Source organism: Candidatus Cryptobacteroides sp. (assembly GCF_056207615.1).
Genome location: NZ_JBAEER010000145.1, coordinates 12,541 through 28,066 on the forward strand (window position 1 = coordinate 12,541; position 15,526 = coordinate 28,066).

Below are 15,526 nucleotides of genomic sequence, written 5' to 3' on the forward strand. Positions count from 1 at the left end.
ACAGCAATGAAAAAAGCATCACTTCTCTTCAGCATCGCAGCTCTCGCAGTTGCCTTCGTTTCTTGCAACCAGCAGCCAAGCCAGACAGCCAGCGAGCCAGCAGCGTCTACCAGCACCGCGGTTGCAGGTTCCATCGCATACATCCAGCTTGACGACATCCTCGAGCAGTATGATATGGCAAACGACCTCAGGGCTATCGTAGAGACCAAGGTGAACAACATCCAGAACGAGATCAACCGCAGGGGCAAGAAGCTCGAGAGCGACGTAAACGCTTATGCTGACAAGGTACAGAAGGGTCTCATGACCCGTTCGGTAGCCGAGGCACAGCAGGCAAAGCTCCAGCAGCAGGAGCAGGAGTTCAACGCTTATGCAAACCAGAAGCAGAACGAGATCAACGAGGAGCAGATCGTCATGATGAATCAGATCAGCGACGCTATCAAGACCTACATCGACAACTACAACGCACAGAAGGGTTACGCAATGATTCTCGTAAACCAGGCTGGCGTTCCTGTCATCGCAGCGGACGCTTCTCTCGACATCACCCAGGAGATCCTCGACGGCCTCAACGCTGAGTACGTTAAGTCAAAGAACACCAAGTCTGCAGAATAATTGAAGATAGCGATACTGTCCTGCTTCTATCCCTACAGAGGGGGAATCTCCCAGTTCAACACTTATCTCTACAACGAATTGGGAAAGGAGAACATTGTCAAGGCTTTCAATTTCAAGAGACAATATCCTGAATTCCTCTTTCCCGGAAAGACGCAGTACGTAAGCGCGGAAGATATGGCCGTACCGATAGAGAGCACATCTCTGTTGGATACGGCCAATCCGTTTTCTTACATCACCACGCTCCGAGCCATCAAGGATTGGGATCCGGACGTGCTGATCGTCAGGTACTGGATGTCCTACTTCGCCCCTTCACTGGGTTTCATAGCCCGACACATGAAGGACAGATGCAAGGTCATCTCCATACTTGACAACGTAATCCCTCACGAGCCACACTTCTTCGACGAGCCCCTCACACGTTACCTCCTTTCGGGAACCGACGGCTGCGTGACGCTATGCGAGGCTGTCTCCAAGGATCTTCTGAAGATCAGTCCCGACTCCAGATACGCCGTCATACAGCATCCTCTCTACTCCCAGTTCGGAGCTCCGAAGGACAGGACGGAGATGGAGTCCAAGCTCGGTCTTGAACACGTGAAGAAGACACTGCTCTTCTTCGGCCTCATCAGGGATTACAAGGGCCTTGACATCTTGCTCAAGGCATTCGACGAACTGGACGACAGCTACCAGCTCGTAGTCGCAGGAGAGCCTTACGGCTCCTTCGACAAGTACAGGAAACTGATTGATGCATCACCGGCAAAGGGGCGCATCCATCTGTTCCTGGACTTCATCAAGGATTCAGAAGTGGCAGATTACTTCTCGGCAGCAGACCTTGTCGTGCTGCCATACAGAAGTGCCACCCAGAGCGGTATCAGTTCCGTTTCCTACCACTTCGAGGTTCCTCTCGTGGTGACTGACGTAGGAGGTCTGAAGGAGACCATCGGCGTCCGTGGCACGGGACTTGTCGCAAAGGACTGTACACCTGGCTCGATCAAGGCCGAAGTACAGAGATTCTTCGCCGACCCTGTACTCAGGGAGTCTTGCGTAGAGAACATCAGGAAGGAAAAGGTTCGCCTGTCATGGGGCAACTTCTGCAGGCAGCTGACCGAATTCATCCAAAGCTTATGAAAATGAAAGATATGGGAAAGAAACTAATACTCACTATTACGTTGATGCTCGCATTCATGGTCGGTGCGGGTGCTCAGGACTATGTGGCTACACCGGTCACCATTTCCAAGGAGAAGGTGAAGCTCGATGGAAAGGTATACTATTCCCACATCGTGTTGGAAAGGCAGACTCTTTTCGGCATCAGCAAGGCTTATGATGTTCCGATCGAGGAGATATACAAGGCTAACGAGAGCATCAACCTCAGAGAGAACGGGCTCAAGAAGAACTCCATCATCCTCATCCCTGCACCTCAGCAGCAGAGCGGCAAGAGAGGCAGGAAGAAGGACGACGCTGTCATCGTGCCTACCACTGAGACCATTGCCCAGACAGAGCCTGTCCAGGGCATCAATACAGAAGCAGCAGCCGCAGAGGAAGTCAACCCTCAGAATGACGTCGAGGTCTCCATGAACGACCAGGACGGCAGTTTCTCTCCTGACAGCACTGAGGTCAGCGCTCCTATCCTTAGCTTCGAGCCTAAGAGCGACGTGGACGTTCTGCTTTTCCTCCCTCTCAAGGCATCAAGCGGACGCGGTCAGAGCGGCTATATGGATTTCTACAGCGGAGCCCTCCTGGCCGCACGTGCAAAGGGAAATCAGGGCATCAACGTCAACATAAGCATATATGACGTCGCAAACGGCGTCCCTGCGATAAAGAGCGAAGAGATCGAAAAGGCCGACGTCATCATCGGCCCCGTATTCTATGACAACATGAAGACCCTCCTCGGCAGGGTACCTTCACACACCCATGTGGTTTCCCCTATGGATGCAAGGACCGAGTCCCTCATTCCGACTAATGCGAACATGATCCAGGCACCGGCAAGCAACGACAGGCAGTTCCAGGATCTCGTATCATGGATGGGCCGTGAGTATGCGCAGGGAGAGAAGATACTCATCGTCTTCGAGAAAGGCAGAGATGCGGAGATCAAGAACGTATCTGCGCTCCTTCAGGACGGAGGATATGAGTTCCAGACATTCTCATATAACCTTCTCGAAGGCCGCAGCGTGGATGCGGCGCTCAAGATGAGGATGGACCCAGGCAAGATGAACAGGGTGTTCATAGTATCAGAGAGCGAAGCATTCGTAAATGATGCCATCCGTAACCTCTCTCTCCTCTGCCATGAGACCGCCGGCTACAAGGTGACTCTCTACGGAAACTCCAAGATCAAGACCTTCGAGACCATCGAGGCAGAGAATCTCCACCTCACGAACCTCCATCTTTCGCTTCCGTACAACGTGAACTACGATGATGCGAGGGTGAAGGACTTCCTCATGAAGTACCGCGCCATCTTCAACACCGAGCCTACAGCATTTGCTTTCCAGGGATATGACCTCACCTATTTCTTCATATCCGAGGTCGCAAAGTATGGCGACAGGTGGTATGAGTGGTTCACCCAGGATAGCGCCAGCCTCCTTCAGGCAGACTTCAGCTTCAGCAGGCAGGAAGGTTCCGAGGACAGGGGATTCGTCAATTCAGCCCTCAGACATGTAGTCTACGGACCGGACTTCAATATTACTTCGGTAAATCTTTAGAAAGGCAATACAAGGCCGAGGAGCGACTTCGCATTGGCGATCGCAGCCTCAGTGAGCACTGAGCCGCTGAGCATCCTGGCAAGTTCGAGAACTCTCTGCTCCGCGGAGAGTTTTTCTATTGTGGATATGGTCCTGCCATCCGGCTCTACCGTCTTGGTGACGAGCAGATGCTCGCACCCCTTCGCTGCCACCTGAGGAAGATGTGTGATCGCAAACACCTGCATTCGGGTACCCATCTCGCAGATCATGGTTCCCATCTTGTCCGCAACGCTACCTGAAACTCCAGTGTCAATCTCGTCGAAGATCATGGTAGGCATGTGTCCAAAGCGTGCCATCATATCCTTGAGAGCGAGCATGATTCTGCTGAGCTCGCCGCCTGATGCACATCGAGCCACGTCCACGGCATTTCTGCCGGTCGCAGAGAAACGGAATACGACCGAGTCGCAACCCGTTGCACTGAGGGCGGCATCCTGGATTTCCACCTCAAAGATCGAGAGAGGCATCTCAAGTGACCTGATGCTGGCCTGTATATCTGCCGCAAAAGACGGCGCTGCGGCAGCACGCGCCTGGTGAAGGGCCGCAGCTGCTTCATCGAGAGACTTCTGAGCCGACGCAATTTCATCTACGAGTTCTTCCCTCTTCTCCACGAGAGCGGAAGAATCTGCAAGGTTTGTTCCCAGGGCATCCCTCACGGCTATCAGATCGGCCACGCTTGCACAGCCGTGCTTCTTCAGAAGGGAATATATCAGGGAAAGACGGTCATCAACCTCCTGAAGCCGTTCAGGAGAGACATCCAGCCTCTCGTTGATGTCGCTTACCTCGGCGAGCACGTCCTCAAGCTCAAGTCGGGTGGACTCCACGCGGGAAGCGAGTTCAGTGGTCTGCGGTATGAACTTGGAGAGTTTTTCCAGCTTCCGCTGGATTTCCTTGAGGGAATTGGTCATGGAGATCTCCATGTCTCCAGACGAAACGATTGCCAGGCCCTCACACTCGCAGAGAAGTTCCTTGATCTCCTCCGCATTCGCAAGCCTCTTCTGTTCTTCCTCAAGCTGTTCGAGTTCGCCGTCCAGGAGCTTTGCGGCATCGAGCTGGGCGAACTGGGTCTCATTATATTCCCTGTCCCTCTCGACCGAAGCGATTCGAGCCTCGAGGCGATCGAGTTCGCCACGAAGTGAATTCAGACGCGACCAGCAGGCCGAGCAAACCTCGAGCCTGGCGGCATTCTCTGCGTAACGATCAAGTATGGACAGCTGGAACTGACGATCCGAAAGCATCATTGTCTGATGCTGGGAGTGGATGTCGATGAGTCTCGACGAGAGTTGGCTGAGGACCTGAACGGTCACAGGGAGATCGTTCACGAAAGCACGGGAACGGCCGGTAGAGGCCACCGTCCTCCTTATTATGATCTGTCCCCCATCCCACTCAAGGTCATTCTCGTCGAAGATGGCCTTGAGGTCCTGATCATCGGGGTCCATCTCGAACTGGGCCTCGACTACACATTTGTCTGCGCCTTCAGCTATGGCGCCGGAATCTGATTTGCCGCCCAGGACAAGGGACAGTGCACCGAGCAGGATAGACTTTCCCGCACCTGTCTGTCCGGTTATGATGACAAGACCCTCCGGAAACTCGATGTCCAGAGAGTCTATCAATACATAATTCTTGACCTGAAGCCTTGAGAGCATATCAGATTATTCCTCCTCTTTCTTTGCCTGGCGGTAATAGATCTCACCCTCCTGGAACTCAGCGATCGCAGTGAGAGATGGCTTTGGCTGACGCTCGTAGTACTTTGAGATCTCGATCTGCTCACGATTCTCGTATACTTCCTCCATAGTGTCACGCTCGTTCTTGAAATCATTGAGCTTCTCGTTGAGTTCCTTCTTCTCGTCGATGGCGATCTGGTTTGCCCTCTTCGAAAGGATCACGACTGTCTCATAGATGTTACCGGTTGGCTCCGCGAAATCAACGATGTCGCGGGTAATGGTGTTTGTTGGAACTTTGGTTGCCATATTCTGTCTGTTTTTGTTTCTGTCTATAAATTATACACCCACCCCGAGGGGTGGGTTTCAAAAATTTTCTATGTCCTAGAATTATTTGCTCTCGCCAGCCTTCTTCGCTGCCTTCTCTGCTTTCGCAGCCTCTTTCTCCGCTGCAGCTGCCGCCTTGTCTATCTTTGCCCTCTCCTTTGCGTACTGTCTTTCCTTGACCTTGTCGAGGGTTCCTTCATACTTGCCAAGCACAGTCTGCGACCTCTGATAGAGAGCATCGAGCTCTTTCCTGTACTTGGAATCAGGAGTCTCTCCGATGAAGTTGAAGTAGTCATCCTGGAACACGAGGTAACGGTCATGCTGCTTCGAAGCGACGCTGAGCTTCGCATACTTGTACGAAGACATCGCGGTATAATAGAGTATGTCCTCGCGGAAGGCATTGTCTGCATTGTCCTTGAGCACGTTCACGAGAGCAGTACGGGACGCGAGATAGTCCTCCATCTTATAGTAGAGCCTTGCTGCCTCATAAGCCTTGGTATCAAGACGAAGATTGAGATCCTTGATCATCCTCTCACAGTCGGACACATGACCGCCGAGAGGATATTCGCGAAGATAAGACGCGATCTCGGAAAGAGCCTTGGTAGTAGGAGACTGGTCAAGCTCCCATCTGAGAGTCTCACGATAGAGACAATCGATCCTGAGGAAACGAGCGTCCGGTGTGAACGGACTGCGAGGGAAGTTCGTACAGAACCTGTCGAAGTTAGTCTCCGCTGTATAGTAGTCCTTATAGTTATAGTTGCTCAAGCCCCAATAGTAAAGGACGGTATCTTCCTTTGCCGTTCCGCTGACCTGCATCGAAAGTGACTCGAAGAGCTGAGCGGACTTGGTGAACTTACCTGCGTCGAAATACTGGAAAGCGGCGGCGTACTTGGCGTCGACGTCGGTACTCTGCAGGAGAGCCTCATACTGTGACTTGCACGAAACCGAAAGCGCGGCTACGGCAAGCATGGCAACCATTGTTAGTCTGAATGTCTTCATCTGACCTTATATGTCTGTCTAAATATTATCGAAAATATGTCCCCACTTCCTGAATATCCAGCCGAGGAGATTCTCAGGAATAATAGGACAGAATACGCGAGCAATCTTGTTGATCAGGCCCGGCATGGTGCCCTTGCGCCTCTTGAAGGTGGCCTCGACAGCACAGTCGACGGCACGCTCCGGCTTGATCATCACCCCGAGGGTACGCGCAAGCTTTTTCAAGTTTGGTGCCAGAGGCACGAGCGGAGTATCCACGGCGCCGAAGTATGCATTGGTGACGCTGACGCCCGTCTTGCGGCACTCGATCCTGAGCGAGCGTGAGAACGAACGGATGAAGAGCTTGGTTCCTGAGTACATGCCGATGCATGGCCATGGCATCCACGCCGCGAGCGAGGACACGTTAAGGACATATCCATTATGCCTTGCCTGCATGTCAGGCACATAGGCACGGCACAGAAGCATAGGAGTCGTACAATGCACCATCATGATGAGCTTGAGCCTCCTCTCGTTGGTCCTGACAATGCCGGAAGCGATGAGAAGTCCAGCGTTATTCACGAGGACCTCAACCTCGATACCTTCCGAATCCGTCTTCGCCTTGATCGTCTCTGCGGCTTCCATCAGGGAGAGGTCCTGAGCTATGGTGAGGACCTTGAACGAATCCTTCGATGCCGCTCTCCAGTCGCTGAGCGAAGCCACTTTTTCCCTAACTTGAGCTGCGACATTCTCGAGTGCATCTGCCTTTATGTCGACGAGCACAAGACTATAGCCGAGCATCGCAAGACGCTCAGCATAGAGCGCGCCCATTCCTCCGGCTGCACCGGTTATGAGCGCATAGTTCTTGTAAGCCCTGAAATTCTTTTCCGTTACCTTCATCTCTGCCAATTGCAAACAATCTGCAAATGTACCAAAAAACTTGGTAAAACCCCTATGCCTTAGCGGCCTTTCTCCTGGTAGGATGAACGATTATCTGGATATCGATGTCCTGGATGGAATAACCACGGAACTTCTTTCTGCCGAGATGCTCCTCCACCATGCCCATGAGTTCAGCGTCCACGACGTCCCTGTACACATGATTCTCACAATCATACATATGCACATGCCTGAAGGTATTGACGTCGAAATACATCTTGTTGTTGGCGCTGAGCCTGTGTCCATACACACCCAGAAGAGCAAGCTGGGAGAGGATATTGTAGACTGAGGCCGCCGTTACCGAAGTGGTTCCGGCCGAATTGATCTCGTCCACCACCATATCGGCACATGCGTGGCCAAGCTTCATCATGGTCTCATGAACAGCGATGCGCTGAGGAGTGGCCTTCAGGCCATGCTTCTTGAGGATGGCCTTGAATTCCTTGATATCTGTCGTTTTCTGCGTATTCATAGGACAAATGTAGTCCAAAAATGCGCAGCTAGCAAATAATTTTGAATAATTCCAAATTAAGCAAGCTATGCAAGCTCGCAGAGAAGGGTCGCAGGAGTAGCGTCAACGACCTTCACGGTGACATAGTCTCCTACCTTGTGGGTCTTGTCCGGCCAGACGCACATCATGTAATTGCTTGCCCTTCCGCAAAGTTCATCGGCACTCTTCTTCGAAGGGCCTTCGACAAGCACCTTATGGATCTTACCGATCTGATTGCGGTAGTTCAGCGCTCCCATCCTGCCCTGAAGCTCGATGATCTCGTTGAGCCTGCGGGTCTTCTCGGCAGGTGTGATGTCATCCGGATACTTCTTGGAAGCCAGAGTTCCCGGGCGCTCAGAGTACTGGAACATGAATGCTGCGTCGAACTTCACGATTTCGAAGAGGCTGAGAGTATCCTGGTGGTCCTGCTCGGTCTCGCCGCTGAATCCGGCTATGACGTCGGTGGTGAGTCCACAGTCCGGAATGACTTCACGAATCTTGGCTACCCTCTCGAGATACCATTCCCTGGTGTATTTGCGACGCATCTTCTCGAGCATCACGTTGCTGCCTGACTGGACAGGGAAATGTATGTGCTTGCAGATGTTCTCGTGCGCGGCCATTGTGTAGAGCACCTCGTCGCTGATATCTGACGGATATGAGGTGGAGAAGCGAACCCTGAGCTCAGGGCTGATCGAAGCGACCTTCTCGAGGAGCTGGGCGAAGTTCATGGTCTCGCCGGCATGCTCAGCGCAGTCCTCCGGAGCCTTCCATGCATAGGAGTCGACGTTCTGACCGAGGAGGCTCACCTCCTTGTAGCCGGCAGCGAAGAGTTCCTCTGCCTCACGGATTATGCTGTATGGATCACGGCTGCGCTCGGCGCCGCGGGTGTAAGGGACGACGCAATAAGAGCAGCAGTTGTTGCATCCGCGCATGATGGAGATATATGCGCTGACGCCATTCTTGTCCATGCGCACAGGAGTTATGTCGGCATAAGTCTCGTCGCGGGAGAGCTGGACGTCGATCTGCGGACTGTCAGGCGAAATGGCCTCGACCATCTCCGGGAGGTGCCTGTACGCATCGGGGCCTGCGACGAGATCTACGACATGGCTGTCCAGGAGCTTATCCTTGAGGCGCTCTGCCATACATCCGACGATACCGATGATCACTCCTGGTCTCTTCTGCTTTTCGAGACGGAACACGTCGATACGTCCGTACACCCTCTGCTCGGCATTCTCCCTGATGGAGCATGTGTTGGCGAGTATGATATCCGCCTCGTCCATGGCCTCAGTGCGCTCATAGCCCACCTTTGAGAGTATGGAAAGTATCACTTCGCTGTCATTGACATTCATCTGACAGCCATAGGTCTCGATATATATCTTCTTCATGCCTGTATAATCCGTTTGAGGCGCAAAGATATGATTTTTTGCACAATATTTGTACCTTTGCAAGATTACTATGGCAACGATGAAGACATTTGGCAAACACATAGGATTGCTTATCCTGGCTATCGTCATGTTGGCTGGAACGAGCTGTTCCAAGGTCAGCGACATAAGCCTCACCTCATACAGGATCGAAGACTTCAACATGAGAGGTCTCCGCTCTGCGGACGTGACGTTGAGCCTTGGCATACACAACCCCATCATCCAGTTCACTCTCGAGAACAACAGCGCCACTCTCTACAGGGAAGGAGTCGAGATTGGCACGGTTGATGCTACTGACGTGACCATCCCGGCCAAGACCGACGGCGTCTATCAGGTGACAGGCACCGCCACCCTGAGCGAAGGTATGAGCCTTCTCAAGGCGATGACGCTCGTGAGGGACTTCAAGCCAGAGGAATACACGGTCGACATACACACGACCATAAAGCTCAAGAGCGGAGCCAAGTTCAAGGTGAACAAGCTAGGTGTTCCACTCAACAAACTTTCAGACAATTAGCTATGAAGAAGATTCTTTACATAATCATCGCGATCGGAGCATTGCTCGCGGGAGTATCCGCGAAGGCAGGTGCCCAGGAAAGGTATGAGCTCGTGGACTCGGTCATCTTCAGGATGGCTGACGCTGCAGACTCAACCCTCTATGGCAGGAGCATTATCTCACTCATGCCGTCAAGGTCAAAGGGCGACGTCGCAACAGTAACCGTGAACCAATCCAGCGCAATCGCATCCGCAATGGACGCCCATGTCCGCTCCAATTCAAACAGGGCTCTCAAGGGCTACAGGGTCAGGATCTATTTCGACAACAAGCAGAACTCGAGAAACGCATCCATGGCAGCATACAACGCATTCTGTGATGCTCACCATGACGTACCTGCATACAGGACCTATGTCAACCCATATTTCAAGGTAGCCGTCGGCGATTTCCGCACAAAGTCCGAGGCTATGCAGTTCATGGCGCAGATCAAAGGCGAGTTCCCTAGCGCCTTCGTGATCAAGGAGAACATCAAGTCTCCGGTCGTAGACAAGGCTAACGCATTCGTTGCCGACACTATCAAGGTACGTAGAAAGATTCAGTAAGCGAGGAAGATAATGGCAAAGCAGACTCTCGGTCTCGAGCTCAAGCAGCAACAGAAGCTCTCACCTCTCCAGATTCAGACGATAAAGCTCATCGAGCTTCCTGTCCAGGAACTCGAGCAGCGTATCAGGAAGGAGCTGGAGGATAACCCTGTGCTTGACGAGGATACCGCCCCTAGGGATGAGTCCAAGGAGGCTGAAGACCAGCCAAAGGACATCTCGCTCGACGAATACAAGGAGGAAGACCAGATTCCTTCCTATAAGTTGCGCGTAAACAACTACGGAAAGGACGACGACAGCAGGTCACAGTTCAGCACCTTCTCCGTGAAGGAAAGCTTCACCCAGAGTCTGATGGACCAGCTCGGCTACAAGAACCTCGACGACCACGAAAGAGCTGTCGCTGCCTTCATTATAGGTAGCCTCGAGAGCAACGGCTATCTGCGCCGCTCACTCGACAACCTCGTTGACGACATGGCCTTCAGGGCCAACATCGACACAAACGAGGAGGAAGTCCTCAGGATGCTCAAGGTCATTCAGGAATTCGAGCCTGTAGGCGTAGGTGCAAGGGATCTCCAGGAGTGCCTCGCACTCCAGCTCAGGAACAAGAAACCAAGTCCGGCAAACCAGCTGGCGCTCACGATAGTAGAGAAGTATTTCGAGGAGTTCAAGAACAGACATTTCTCGAAGATAATCAGCAAGCTCGGCGTCAGCGAGGAGGAATTCAAGGCCGCGATGGTGAAGATCACCAAGCTCAACCCGTCTCCGGGAGGACAGATAGATGACTCATATACTGACCAGGCCCAGCAGATCGTGCCAGACTTCGTGCTTGACTATGTGAACGGAAACATGGAGCTCTCGATGCCTAGATTCTCCGTACCGGAGCTCAGGATCAACAAGAAGTACGCGAACATGCTCATGGAGGCAGCCGGATCAGGCTCGACCCGCGAGCAGAAGGAGGCAGCCACCTTCGTCAAGAAGAAGATGGACTCCGCCAAGTGGTTCGTGGAGGCTATCAAGCAGAGGCACAACACCCTCGAGAGCACGATGAAGGCCATACTCGATTACCAGCATGACTATTTCGTGGACGGTGATGAGTCTTGTCTCAAGCCTATGGTCCTCAAGGACATCGCGGAGAAGACCGGATTCGACATCTCCACCATTTCCCGCGTCGTGAACAGCAAGTACATCGAGACCCATTTCGGAATATTCCCGCTCAAGTATTTCTTCTCAGAGGGACTCGAGAACAAGGATGGCGAAGAGGTATCGACAAGGGAGCTCAAGAAGGTTCTCAGAGAGCTCGTCGACAACGAAGACACACGTAACCCGCTCACCGACGACCAGCTCGTGGTCGAGATGGAGAAGCGAGGCTACAAGGTCGCCAGACGTACGATTGCAAAGTACAGAGACATCCTCAACATCCCGAAGGCAAGGCTCCGCAAGACCCTCTAGCCTTCAGTCAGCAAGGCCACAGGACTCCTGATGACCGTTTCCTGCGAAAAGCTATAGTAGCCGCTGTCTGATAGTATCAGATGGTCAAGAAGCTGTTTGCCCATAGCCTCAAGGGCCTTCTTCAGGGAGATGGTCGCATCTATGTCATTCTGCCCCGGCATAGGGTTGTCCGACGGGTGATTATGGAACATTATGACCCCCGTGGCATTCTTGTCGAGCACCTTCTTCAGTATCCGAGGTACATCAAGCGAGGTACTGCTGATATTTCCCACCGATATATGCTCCAGGGATATCACGTAGTTGGCCCGGTTCAGCAGCATGACCCAGAACTCCTCGTGATCCAATCCGCGGAGCTTGGGCGCCATCACGCGCCAGGCCAGCTCGGCTGAGCGTATCGGGACCTTGGCAATATCCGAAGACTCGGACATCCACCTGCGTCCCAGCTCGAAAGCTGCCTCCAGGGTCACAGCCTTGTCCTTCCCTATCCCGGGTATCTTCATCATCTGCTCAGACGACATTGCATAGAGTCTGGACAGCTTTCCCTCCGAGGCCACCAGCAATGACTGAGCCACCTCGATCACATTATGCCCTACTACACCCGTCCTCAGAAGTACCGCAAGAAGTTCACCGTTGCTCAGACCTCGCGTACCATATTTCTTAATCTTCTCCCTCGGCCTCTCATCGAGGCACATCTCCGACATCTTCATGTCGCCAAAGATAAGTTCAAGCTTCGTAAAAAGCGCACGTATCGAATCCTCAGGAAGCACTTTTCAAGAATTTCCTCGTGTTTTCATTTTTCCGTGCTAACCACGAATTTTTTCCTTGGACTTGAGTATTCCGTCCGTTGCAAAATCTCCCTATGATTTGCCAAAATGGACAAAAACGGCTTGCAGATTCCAAAAATATATCTATCTTTGCATTCCCAAACCAACATGGTGCCTGTAGTTCAGTTGGTTAGAGCGTCAGATTGTGGTTCTGAATGTCGTGGGTTCGAGCCCCACCAGGCACCCTGGATAAGCCCTGCAGATATTTCTGCGGGGCTTATTTTTTATAAGTCGGGACTTTATTACCTTTGTCGCAGATAACTAACCTATTGAATTGACAGAAATGAAAGCGAAACTCAGCATATTGGCATTGGTATGTAGCTTGATACTCGTGCCTTTCAACCTCTTGGCACAGTCTGACTCACTCATGACCGTGTCCGGCATAGTCAGGGACCAGGGACACAGGCTCCCCTTCGTAAGTGTCACCATCGAGGGTTCTACCCTCGGCACCATCACGAATGAGGACGGCTATTTCAGTCTCAAGATTCCGAGAACTGACAAGGAGATCACCATCGTGATCTCGCATGTGGGATACTATGCCACAAGCTCGACCCTGAAGGCAAGCGACGCCCACGACATGAGGTTCGTGCTCAATCCTTATTCTGACCTGCTCGACCAGGCGATAGTCATAGGACATGATCCGGAGAACCTGGTCAAGGAAGCCCTCCAGAAGATATATAGGAACTATCCTATGGAGCCGGTCTACCAGAGAGGCTTCTACAGGGAGACAGCCAAGAAGGGAAGCCGCTTCATCAGTGTCTCCGAGGCTGTCATCGACATGTACAAGTACAAGTATACCAGTTCTGCGGAATTCGACCGCGTACGCGTGCTCAAGGGCAGAAGGCTCGTCAGCCAGAGATCTGCGGACACTCTCTCGGTCAAGCTCCAGGGTGGTCCGAACCTCGCGATGACACTTGATGTGGTAAAGAATCAGGAGGACCTCTTCTACAAGGAAGACCTTCCTTCGTACAACTACGTCATGGAAGACCCTACGGTCATAGAGGAGAGACCGGTATACGTGATCTCGATGACCCCGAGGATACGCAACTACAAGTATCCTCTCTACAATGCAAAGGTGTACATCGACAAGGAGAGCCTGGCCATCATGAGAGCCGAGTACAGCACTGACATGGACGACCCTAATCTCGTCACCAGCGCCATGCTCAGGAAGAAGCCTAACGGAATGAAGTTCGAGCCACAGGACGTGTCATTCATCGCAAGCTACAGGCTTGTGAACGGCAAGGCCGTGCTCCACTATGTGAGAGGTTCCCTCGCTTTCAAGTGCGACTGGAAGAAGCGTCTCTTCAGCAGCAGCTACACAGTCGTGACGGAGATGGTTGCGACCGACATCAGGATGGAGAACGTGCTCCCTATGCTTACCAGGGAGACATTCAAGGAGACGGATAACTTCTACGACAGAGTCGAGGACTTCGCCGATCCCGACTTCTGGGGCGACTACAACATTCTCGAGCCTTCAGAGTCCCTCGAGCATGCAGTAGAAAGGCTCAGGAGAAGAGTCAGCAGGAATTAATCGAGCTGCGCTCTATAGTATCTGTAGAGCGAATCCAGCATAGGAATATTCTCAGGATTTATAGGAGTGTCCGGCGGTGAATCCAGCTTCAGAGGGTTCACCGGAGTACCGTTTTTCCATACGCGGAAATCAAGGTGCGGGCCGGTGCTGCGACCTGTCGAGCCCACATATCCTATGACCTGACCCTGGCGCACTCGGACACCGGCTTTGATGCCTGGTCCATATTTCGAAAGGTGGAGATACGCAGTCTGGTATTCCCCGTTGTTGTGCCTGATCTTCACCATGTTGCCGCTTGCTCCGCTATACCCCGCACTGATCACCACGCCGTCTCCTATCGACCATACCGGAGTGCCTGTCGGCGCTGCATAGTCGACGGCAAGATGCGGCTGCACCTTTCTCGTGACAGGGTGGAGCCTGTGGGTTGTGTAGCCAGAGCTGATCCTGGTAAAATTCAGAGGAGCCTTGAGGAAAGCCTTCTTCATGCTCTGACCCTCAGGATTCCAATAGAGATTGCCCCCGTCTCCCTGATCATACATGATTGCCGGATACTCTTTACCGTCATGGTCACATAGCGCAAAATACACGGTGTCGAGTCCGATCACCGCATCCTCGCATACCAGCTCATCATATATCATACGGAAGCGGTCACCCTTCTGCAGGCCGAAGAAATCCACCGTCCATGCGAAGATATCGGCGAGCTTATAGGCTGCGGCAGTGGAATATCCGGACGAAAGCATATCGCCGATGAGAGAGGAATTGATCGTTACGTCAGCGACTCGTCTGCGCTTCTCAACCTGTTTTTCAACCTTCCACACCGCTAACGAGTCGTAGCACTTGAACACAGTCGAGACAAGGCGGCTGTCATGATACACGAGATACTGAAGCCTTGAGAGGCTGTCTGCTGTATAATAGGCATCGTACTTCGTTCCGGAAACTATCCTTGCCGGGTTGAATGCATCGCCGCATGCTTCCTGAAGTTCAAGGTTCCTCGAGGATGGGAAACCTATCTTTCCGAGGAGGGTTCCGAAGAGATCCCCGCTGCCGACGCTGCCGCTGCGTAGTTCGAGAGTATCAGTGAGGAATCCAAGAGGATAGATAGTATCCTTCTGCAATTCTTCCTGCTCTTTTCCCCTAAGCCTGCGCTCCTTTCTTTCCCTGCGCCTTCCACCGTCTTCCCCACCTCTTCTTCCACAAGAGCAAATCATTGTAGCACAAAGAGTTAATATAACAGAAAGTAGGACTATAGTGTGGCGTATCTTCATCGTTTCGGGGAGTTATGAACACAAATTTAATCATTTGGTGGAAAAATTTGGGAAATTTTGGAACAAAGTGGAAAATTATCCTTATTTTTGTACCCTAGCGTGAAAGTACATTAAGTCTAATTATGGTCAAGTTCATCGGAGAATACAATGCGAAGGTTGACGTCAAGGGAAGACTCGTTTTCCCTGCCGCCTTCAGGAGCATCATGCCCGCTGACCAGCCTCAGATGTTCGT

The 15,526-nt window shown here is 52.4% G+C and carries 15 protein-coding genes and 1 tRNA gene; 8 read left to right on the forward strand and 8 right to left on the reverse strand.

The genetic code is table 11. From position 1 onward, the window contains the following. Positions 1-6: 6 nt before the first annotated feature. The 3 genes from AC06ND_RS08405 to AC06ND_RS08415 are packed head-to-tail and all read left to right on the forward strand — an operon-like array spanning position 7 to position 3,299. Positions 7-609, forward strand: a complete 603-nt coding sequence (locus AC06ND_RS08405; RefSeq protein WP_475678538.1) for an OmpH/Skp family outer membrane protein — start codon at positions 7-9, stop codon at positions 607-609. Next, a complete protein-coding gene (locus AC06ND_RS08410; RefSeq protein ID WP_475678539.1) occupies positions 610-1,731 on the forward strand; it encodes a glycosyltransferase in 1,122 nt (373 codons plus the stop codon). It abuts the gene before it with no gap. An 11-nt stretch (positions 1,732-1,742) separates the two neighbouring features. Further along, complete coding sequence (locus AC06ND_RS08415; RefSeq protein ID WP_475678540.1) at positions 1,743-3,299, forward strand: LysM peptidoglycan-binding domain-containing protein; 1,557 nt, start codon at positions 1,743-1,745, stop codon at positions 3,297-3,299. On the opposite strand, the gene recN is transcribed toward AC06ND_RS08415, so the two are convergent. The 6 genes from recN to miaB form a co-directional block, all read right to left on the reverse strand. Continuing rightward, a complete protein-coding gene (recN, locus tag AC06ND_RS08420) occupies positions 3,296-4,981 on the reverse strand; it encodes a DNA repair protein RecN (protein ID WP_475678541.1) in 1,686 nt (561 codons plus the stop codon). The genes AC06ND_RS08415 and recN overlap by 4 nt on opposite strands. Before the next feature lie 6 nt (positions 4,982-4,987). Continuing rightward, positions 4,988-5,305: a DNA-directed RNA polymerase subunit omega gene (locus AC06ND_RS08425; RefSeq protein WP_475678542.1), complete on the reverse strand. Its 318-nt coding sequence runs from the start codon at positions 5,303-5,305 to the stop codon at positions 4,988-4,990. Between the two features lie 81 nt (positions 5,306-5,386). Then, complete coding sequence (locus tag AC06ND_RS08430) at positions 5,387-6,322, reverse strand: outer membrane protein assembly factor BamD (RefSeq protein WP_475678543.1); 936 nt, start codon at positions 6,320-6,322, stop codon at positions 5,387-5,389. An 18-nt stretch (positions 6,323-6,340) separates the two neighbouring features. Then, entirely contained in the window at positions 6,341-7,195 is an 855-nt protein-coding gene (locus tag AC06ND_RS08435; RefSeq protein WP_475678544.1) for an SDR family NAD(P)-dependent oxidoreductase, read from the reverse strand. Positions 7,196-7,247: 52 nt separating this feature from the next. Then, positions 7,248-7,700, reverse strand: a complete 453-nt coding sequence (locus AC06ND_RS08440; protein ID WP_475678545.1) for a transcriptional repressor — start codon at positions 7,698-7,700, stop codon at positions 7,248-7,250. A gap of 65 nt (positions 7,701-7,765) precedes the next feature. Further along, complete coding sequence (gene miaB, locus AC06ND_RS08445; RefSeq protein WP_475678546.1) at positions 7,766-9,103, reverse strand: tRNA (N6-isopentenyl adenosine(37)-C2)-methylthiotransferase MiaB; 1,338 nt, start codon at positions 9,101-9,103, stop codon at positions 7,766-7,768. Between the two features lie 79 nt (positions 9,104-9,182). On the opposite strand from miaB, the gene AC06ND_RS08450 reads away from it, so the two are divergent. The 3 genes from AC06ND_RS08450 to rpoN are packed head-to-tail and all read left to right on the forward strand — an operon-like array spanning position 9,183 to position 11,677. Beyond that, the gene (locus AC06ND_RS08450) at positions 9,183-9,653 is read left to right on the forward strand and encodes a hypothetical protein (protein ID WP_475678547.1); all 471 of its coding nucleotides are present in this window, start codon (positions 9,183-9,185) and stop codon (positions 9,651-9,653) included. Positions 9,654-9,655: 2 nt separating this feature from the next. Beyond that, the gene (locus AC06ND_RS08455) at positions 9,656-10,231 is read left to right on the forward strand and encodes an SPOR domain-containing protein (RefSeq protein WP_475678548.1); all 576 of its coding nucleotides are present in this window, start codon (positions 9,656-9,658) and stop codon (positions 10,229-10,231) included. A gap of 12 nt (positions 10,232-10,243) precedes the next feature. Further along, positions 10,244-11,677: an RNA polymerase factor sigma-54 gene (gene rpoN, locus AC06ND_RS08460; protein ID WP_475678549.1), complete on the forward strand. Its 1,434-nt coding sequence runs from the start codon at positions 10,244-10,246 to the stop codon at positions 11,675-11,677. Here the strand turns inward: rpoN and radC are convergent. Then, entirely contained in the window at positions 11,674-12,384 is a 711-nt protein-coding gene (radC, locus tag AC06ND_RS08465) for a RadC family protein (protein ID WP_475678550.1), read from the reverse strand. The genes rpoN and radC overlap by 4 nt on opposite strands. Before the next feature lie 228 nt (positions 12,385-12,612). Between radC and AC06ND_RS08470 the strand changes: the two genes are divergently transcribed. After that, positions 12,613-12,686 (forward strand) — tRNA-His (locus AC06ND_RS08470). A gap of 98 nt (positions 12,687-12,784) precedes the next feature. Beyond that, positions 12,785-14,032, forward strand: a complete 1,248-nt coding sequence (locus AC06ND_RS08475; RefSeq protein WP_475678551.1) for a carboxypeptidase-like regulatory domain-containing protein — start codon at positions 12,785-12,787, stop codon at positions 14,030-14,032. Here AC06ND_RS08475 and AC06ND_RS08480 read toward each other — a convergent pair. Further along, positions 14,029-15,237: a peptidoglycan DD-metalloendopeptidase family protein gene (locus AC06ND_RS08480; protein WP_475678552.1), complete on the reverse strand. Its 1,209-nt coding sequence runs from the start codon at positions 15,235-15,237 to the stop codon at positions 14,029-14,031. The genes AC06ND_RS08475 and AC06ND_RS08480 overlap by 4 nt on opposite strands. Positions 15,238-15,526 lie beyond the last annotated feature (289 nt).

Coding starts and splice junctions, on each gene's coding strand:
- AC06ND_RS08405 (WP_475678538.1), top strand. CDS start 7: ATGAAAAAAGCATCACTTCTCTTCAGCATCGCAGCTCTCGCAGTTGCC.
- AC06ND_RS08415 (WP_475678540.1), top strand. CDS start 1,743: ATGGGAAAGAAACTAATACTCACTATTACGTTGATGCTCGCATTCATG.
- recN (WP_475678541.1), bottom strand. CDS start 4,981: ATGCTCTCAAGGCTTCAGGTCAAGAATTATGTATTGATAGACTCTCTG.
- AC06ND_RS08425 (WP_475678542.1), bottom strand. CDS start 5,305: ATGGCAACCAAAGTTCCAACAAACACCATTACCCGCGACATCGTTGAT.
- AC06ND_RS08430 (WP_475678543.1), bottom strand. CDS start 6,322: ATGAAGACATTCAGACTAACAATGGTTGCCATGCTTGCCGTAGCCGCG.
- AC06ND_RS08435 (WP_475678544.1), bottom strand. CDS start 7,195: ATGAAGGTAACGGAAAAGAATTTCAGGGCTTACAAGAACTATGCGCTC.
- AC06ND_RS08440 (WP_475678545.1), bottom strand. CDS start 7,700: ATGAATACGCAGAAAACGACAGATATCAAGGAATTCAAGGCCATCCTC.
- miaB (WP_475678546.1), bottom strand. CDS start 9,103: ATGAAGAAGATATATATCGAGACCTATGGCTGTCAGATGAATGTCAAT.
- AC06ND_RS08450 (WP_475678547.1), top strand. CDS start 9,183: ATGAAGACATTTGGCAAACACATAGGATTGCTTATCCTGGCTATCGTC.
- AC06ND_RS08455 (WP_475678548.1), top strand. CDS start 9,656: ATGAAGAAGATTCTTTACATAATCATCGCGATCGGAGCATTGCTCGCG.
- rpoN (WP_475678549.1), top strand. CDS start 10,244: ATGGCAAAGCAGACTCTCGGTCTCGAGCTCAAGCAGCAACAGAAGCTC.
- radC (WP_475678550.1), bottom strand. CDS start 12,384: ATGAAGATGTCGGAGATGTGCCTCGATGAGAGGCCGAGGGAGAAGATT.
- AC06ND_RS08475 (WP_475678551.1), top strand. CDS start 12,785: ATGAAAGCGAAACTCAGCATATTGGCATTGGTATGTAGCTTGATACTC.
- AC06ND_RS08480 (WP_475678552.1), bottom strand. CDS start 15,237: ATGATTTGCTCTTGTGGAAGAAGAGGTGGGGAAGACGGTGGAAGGCGC.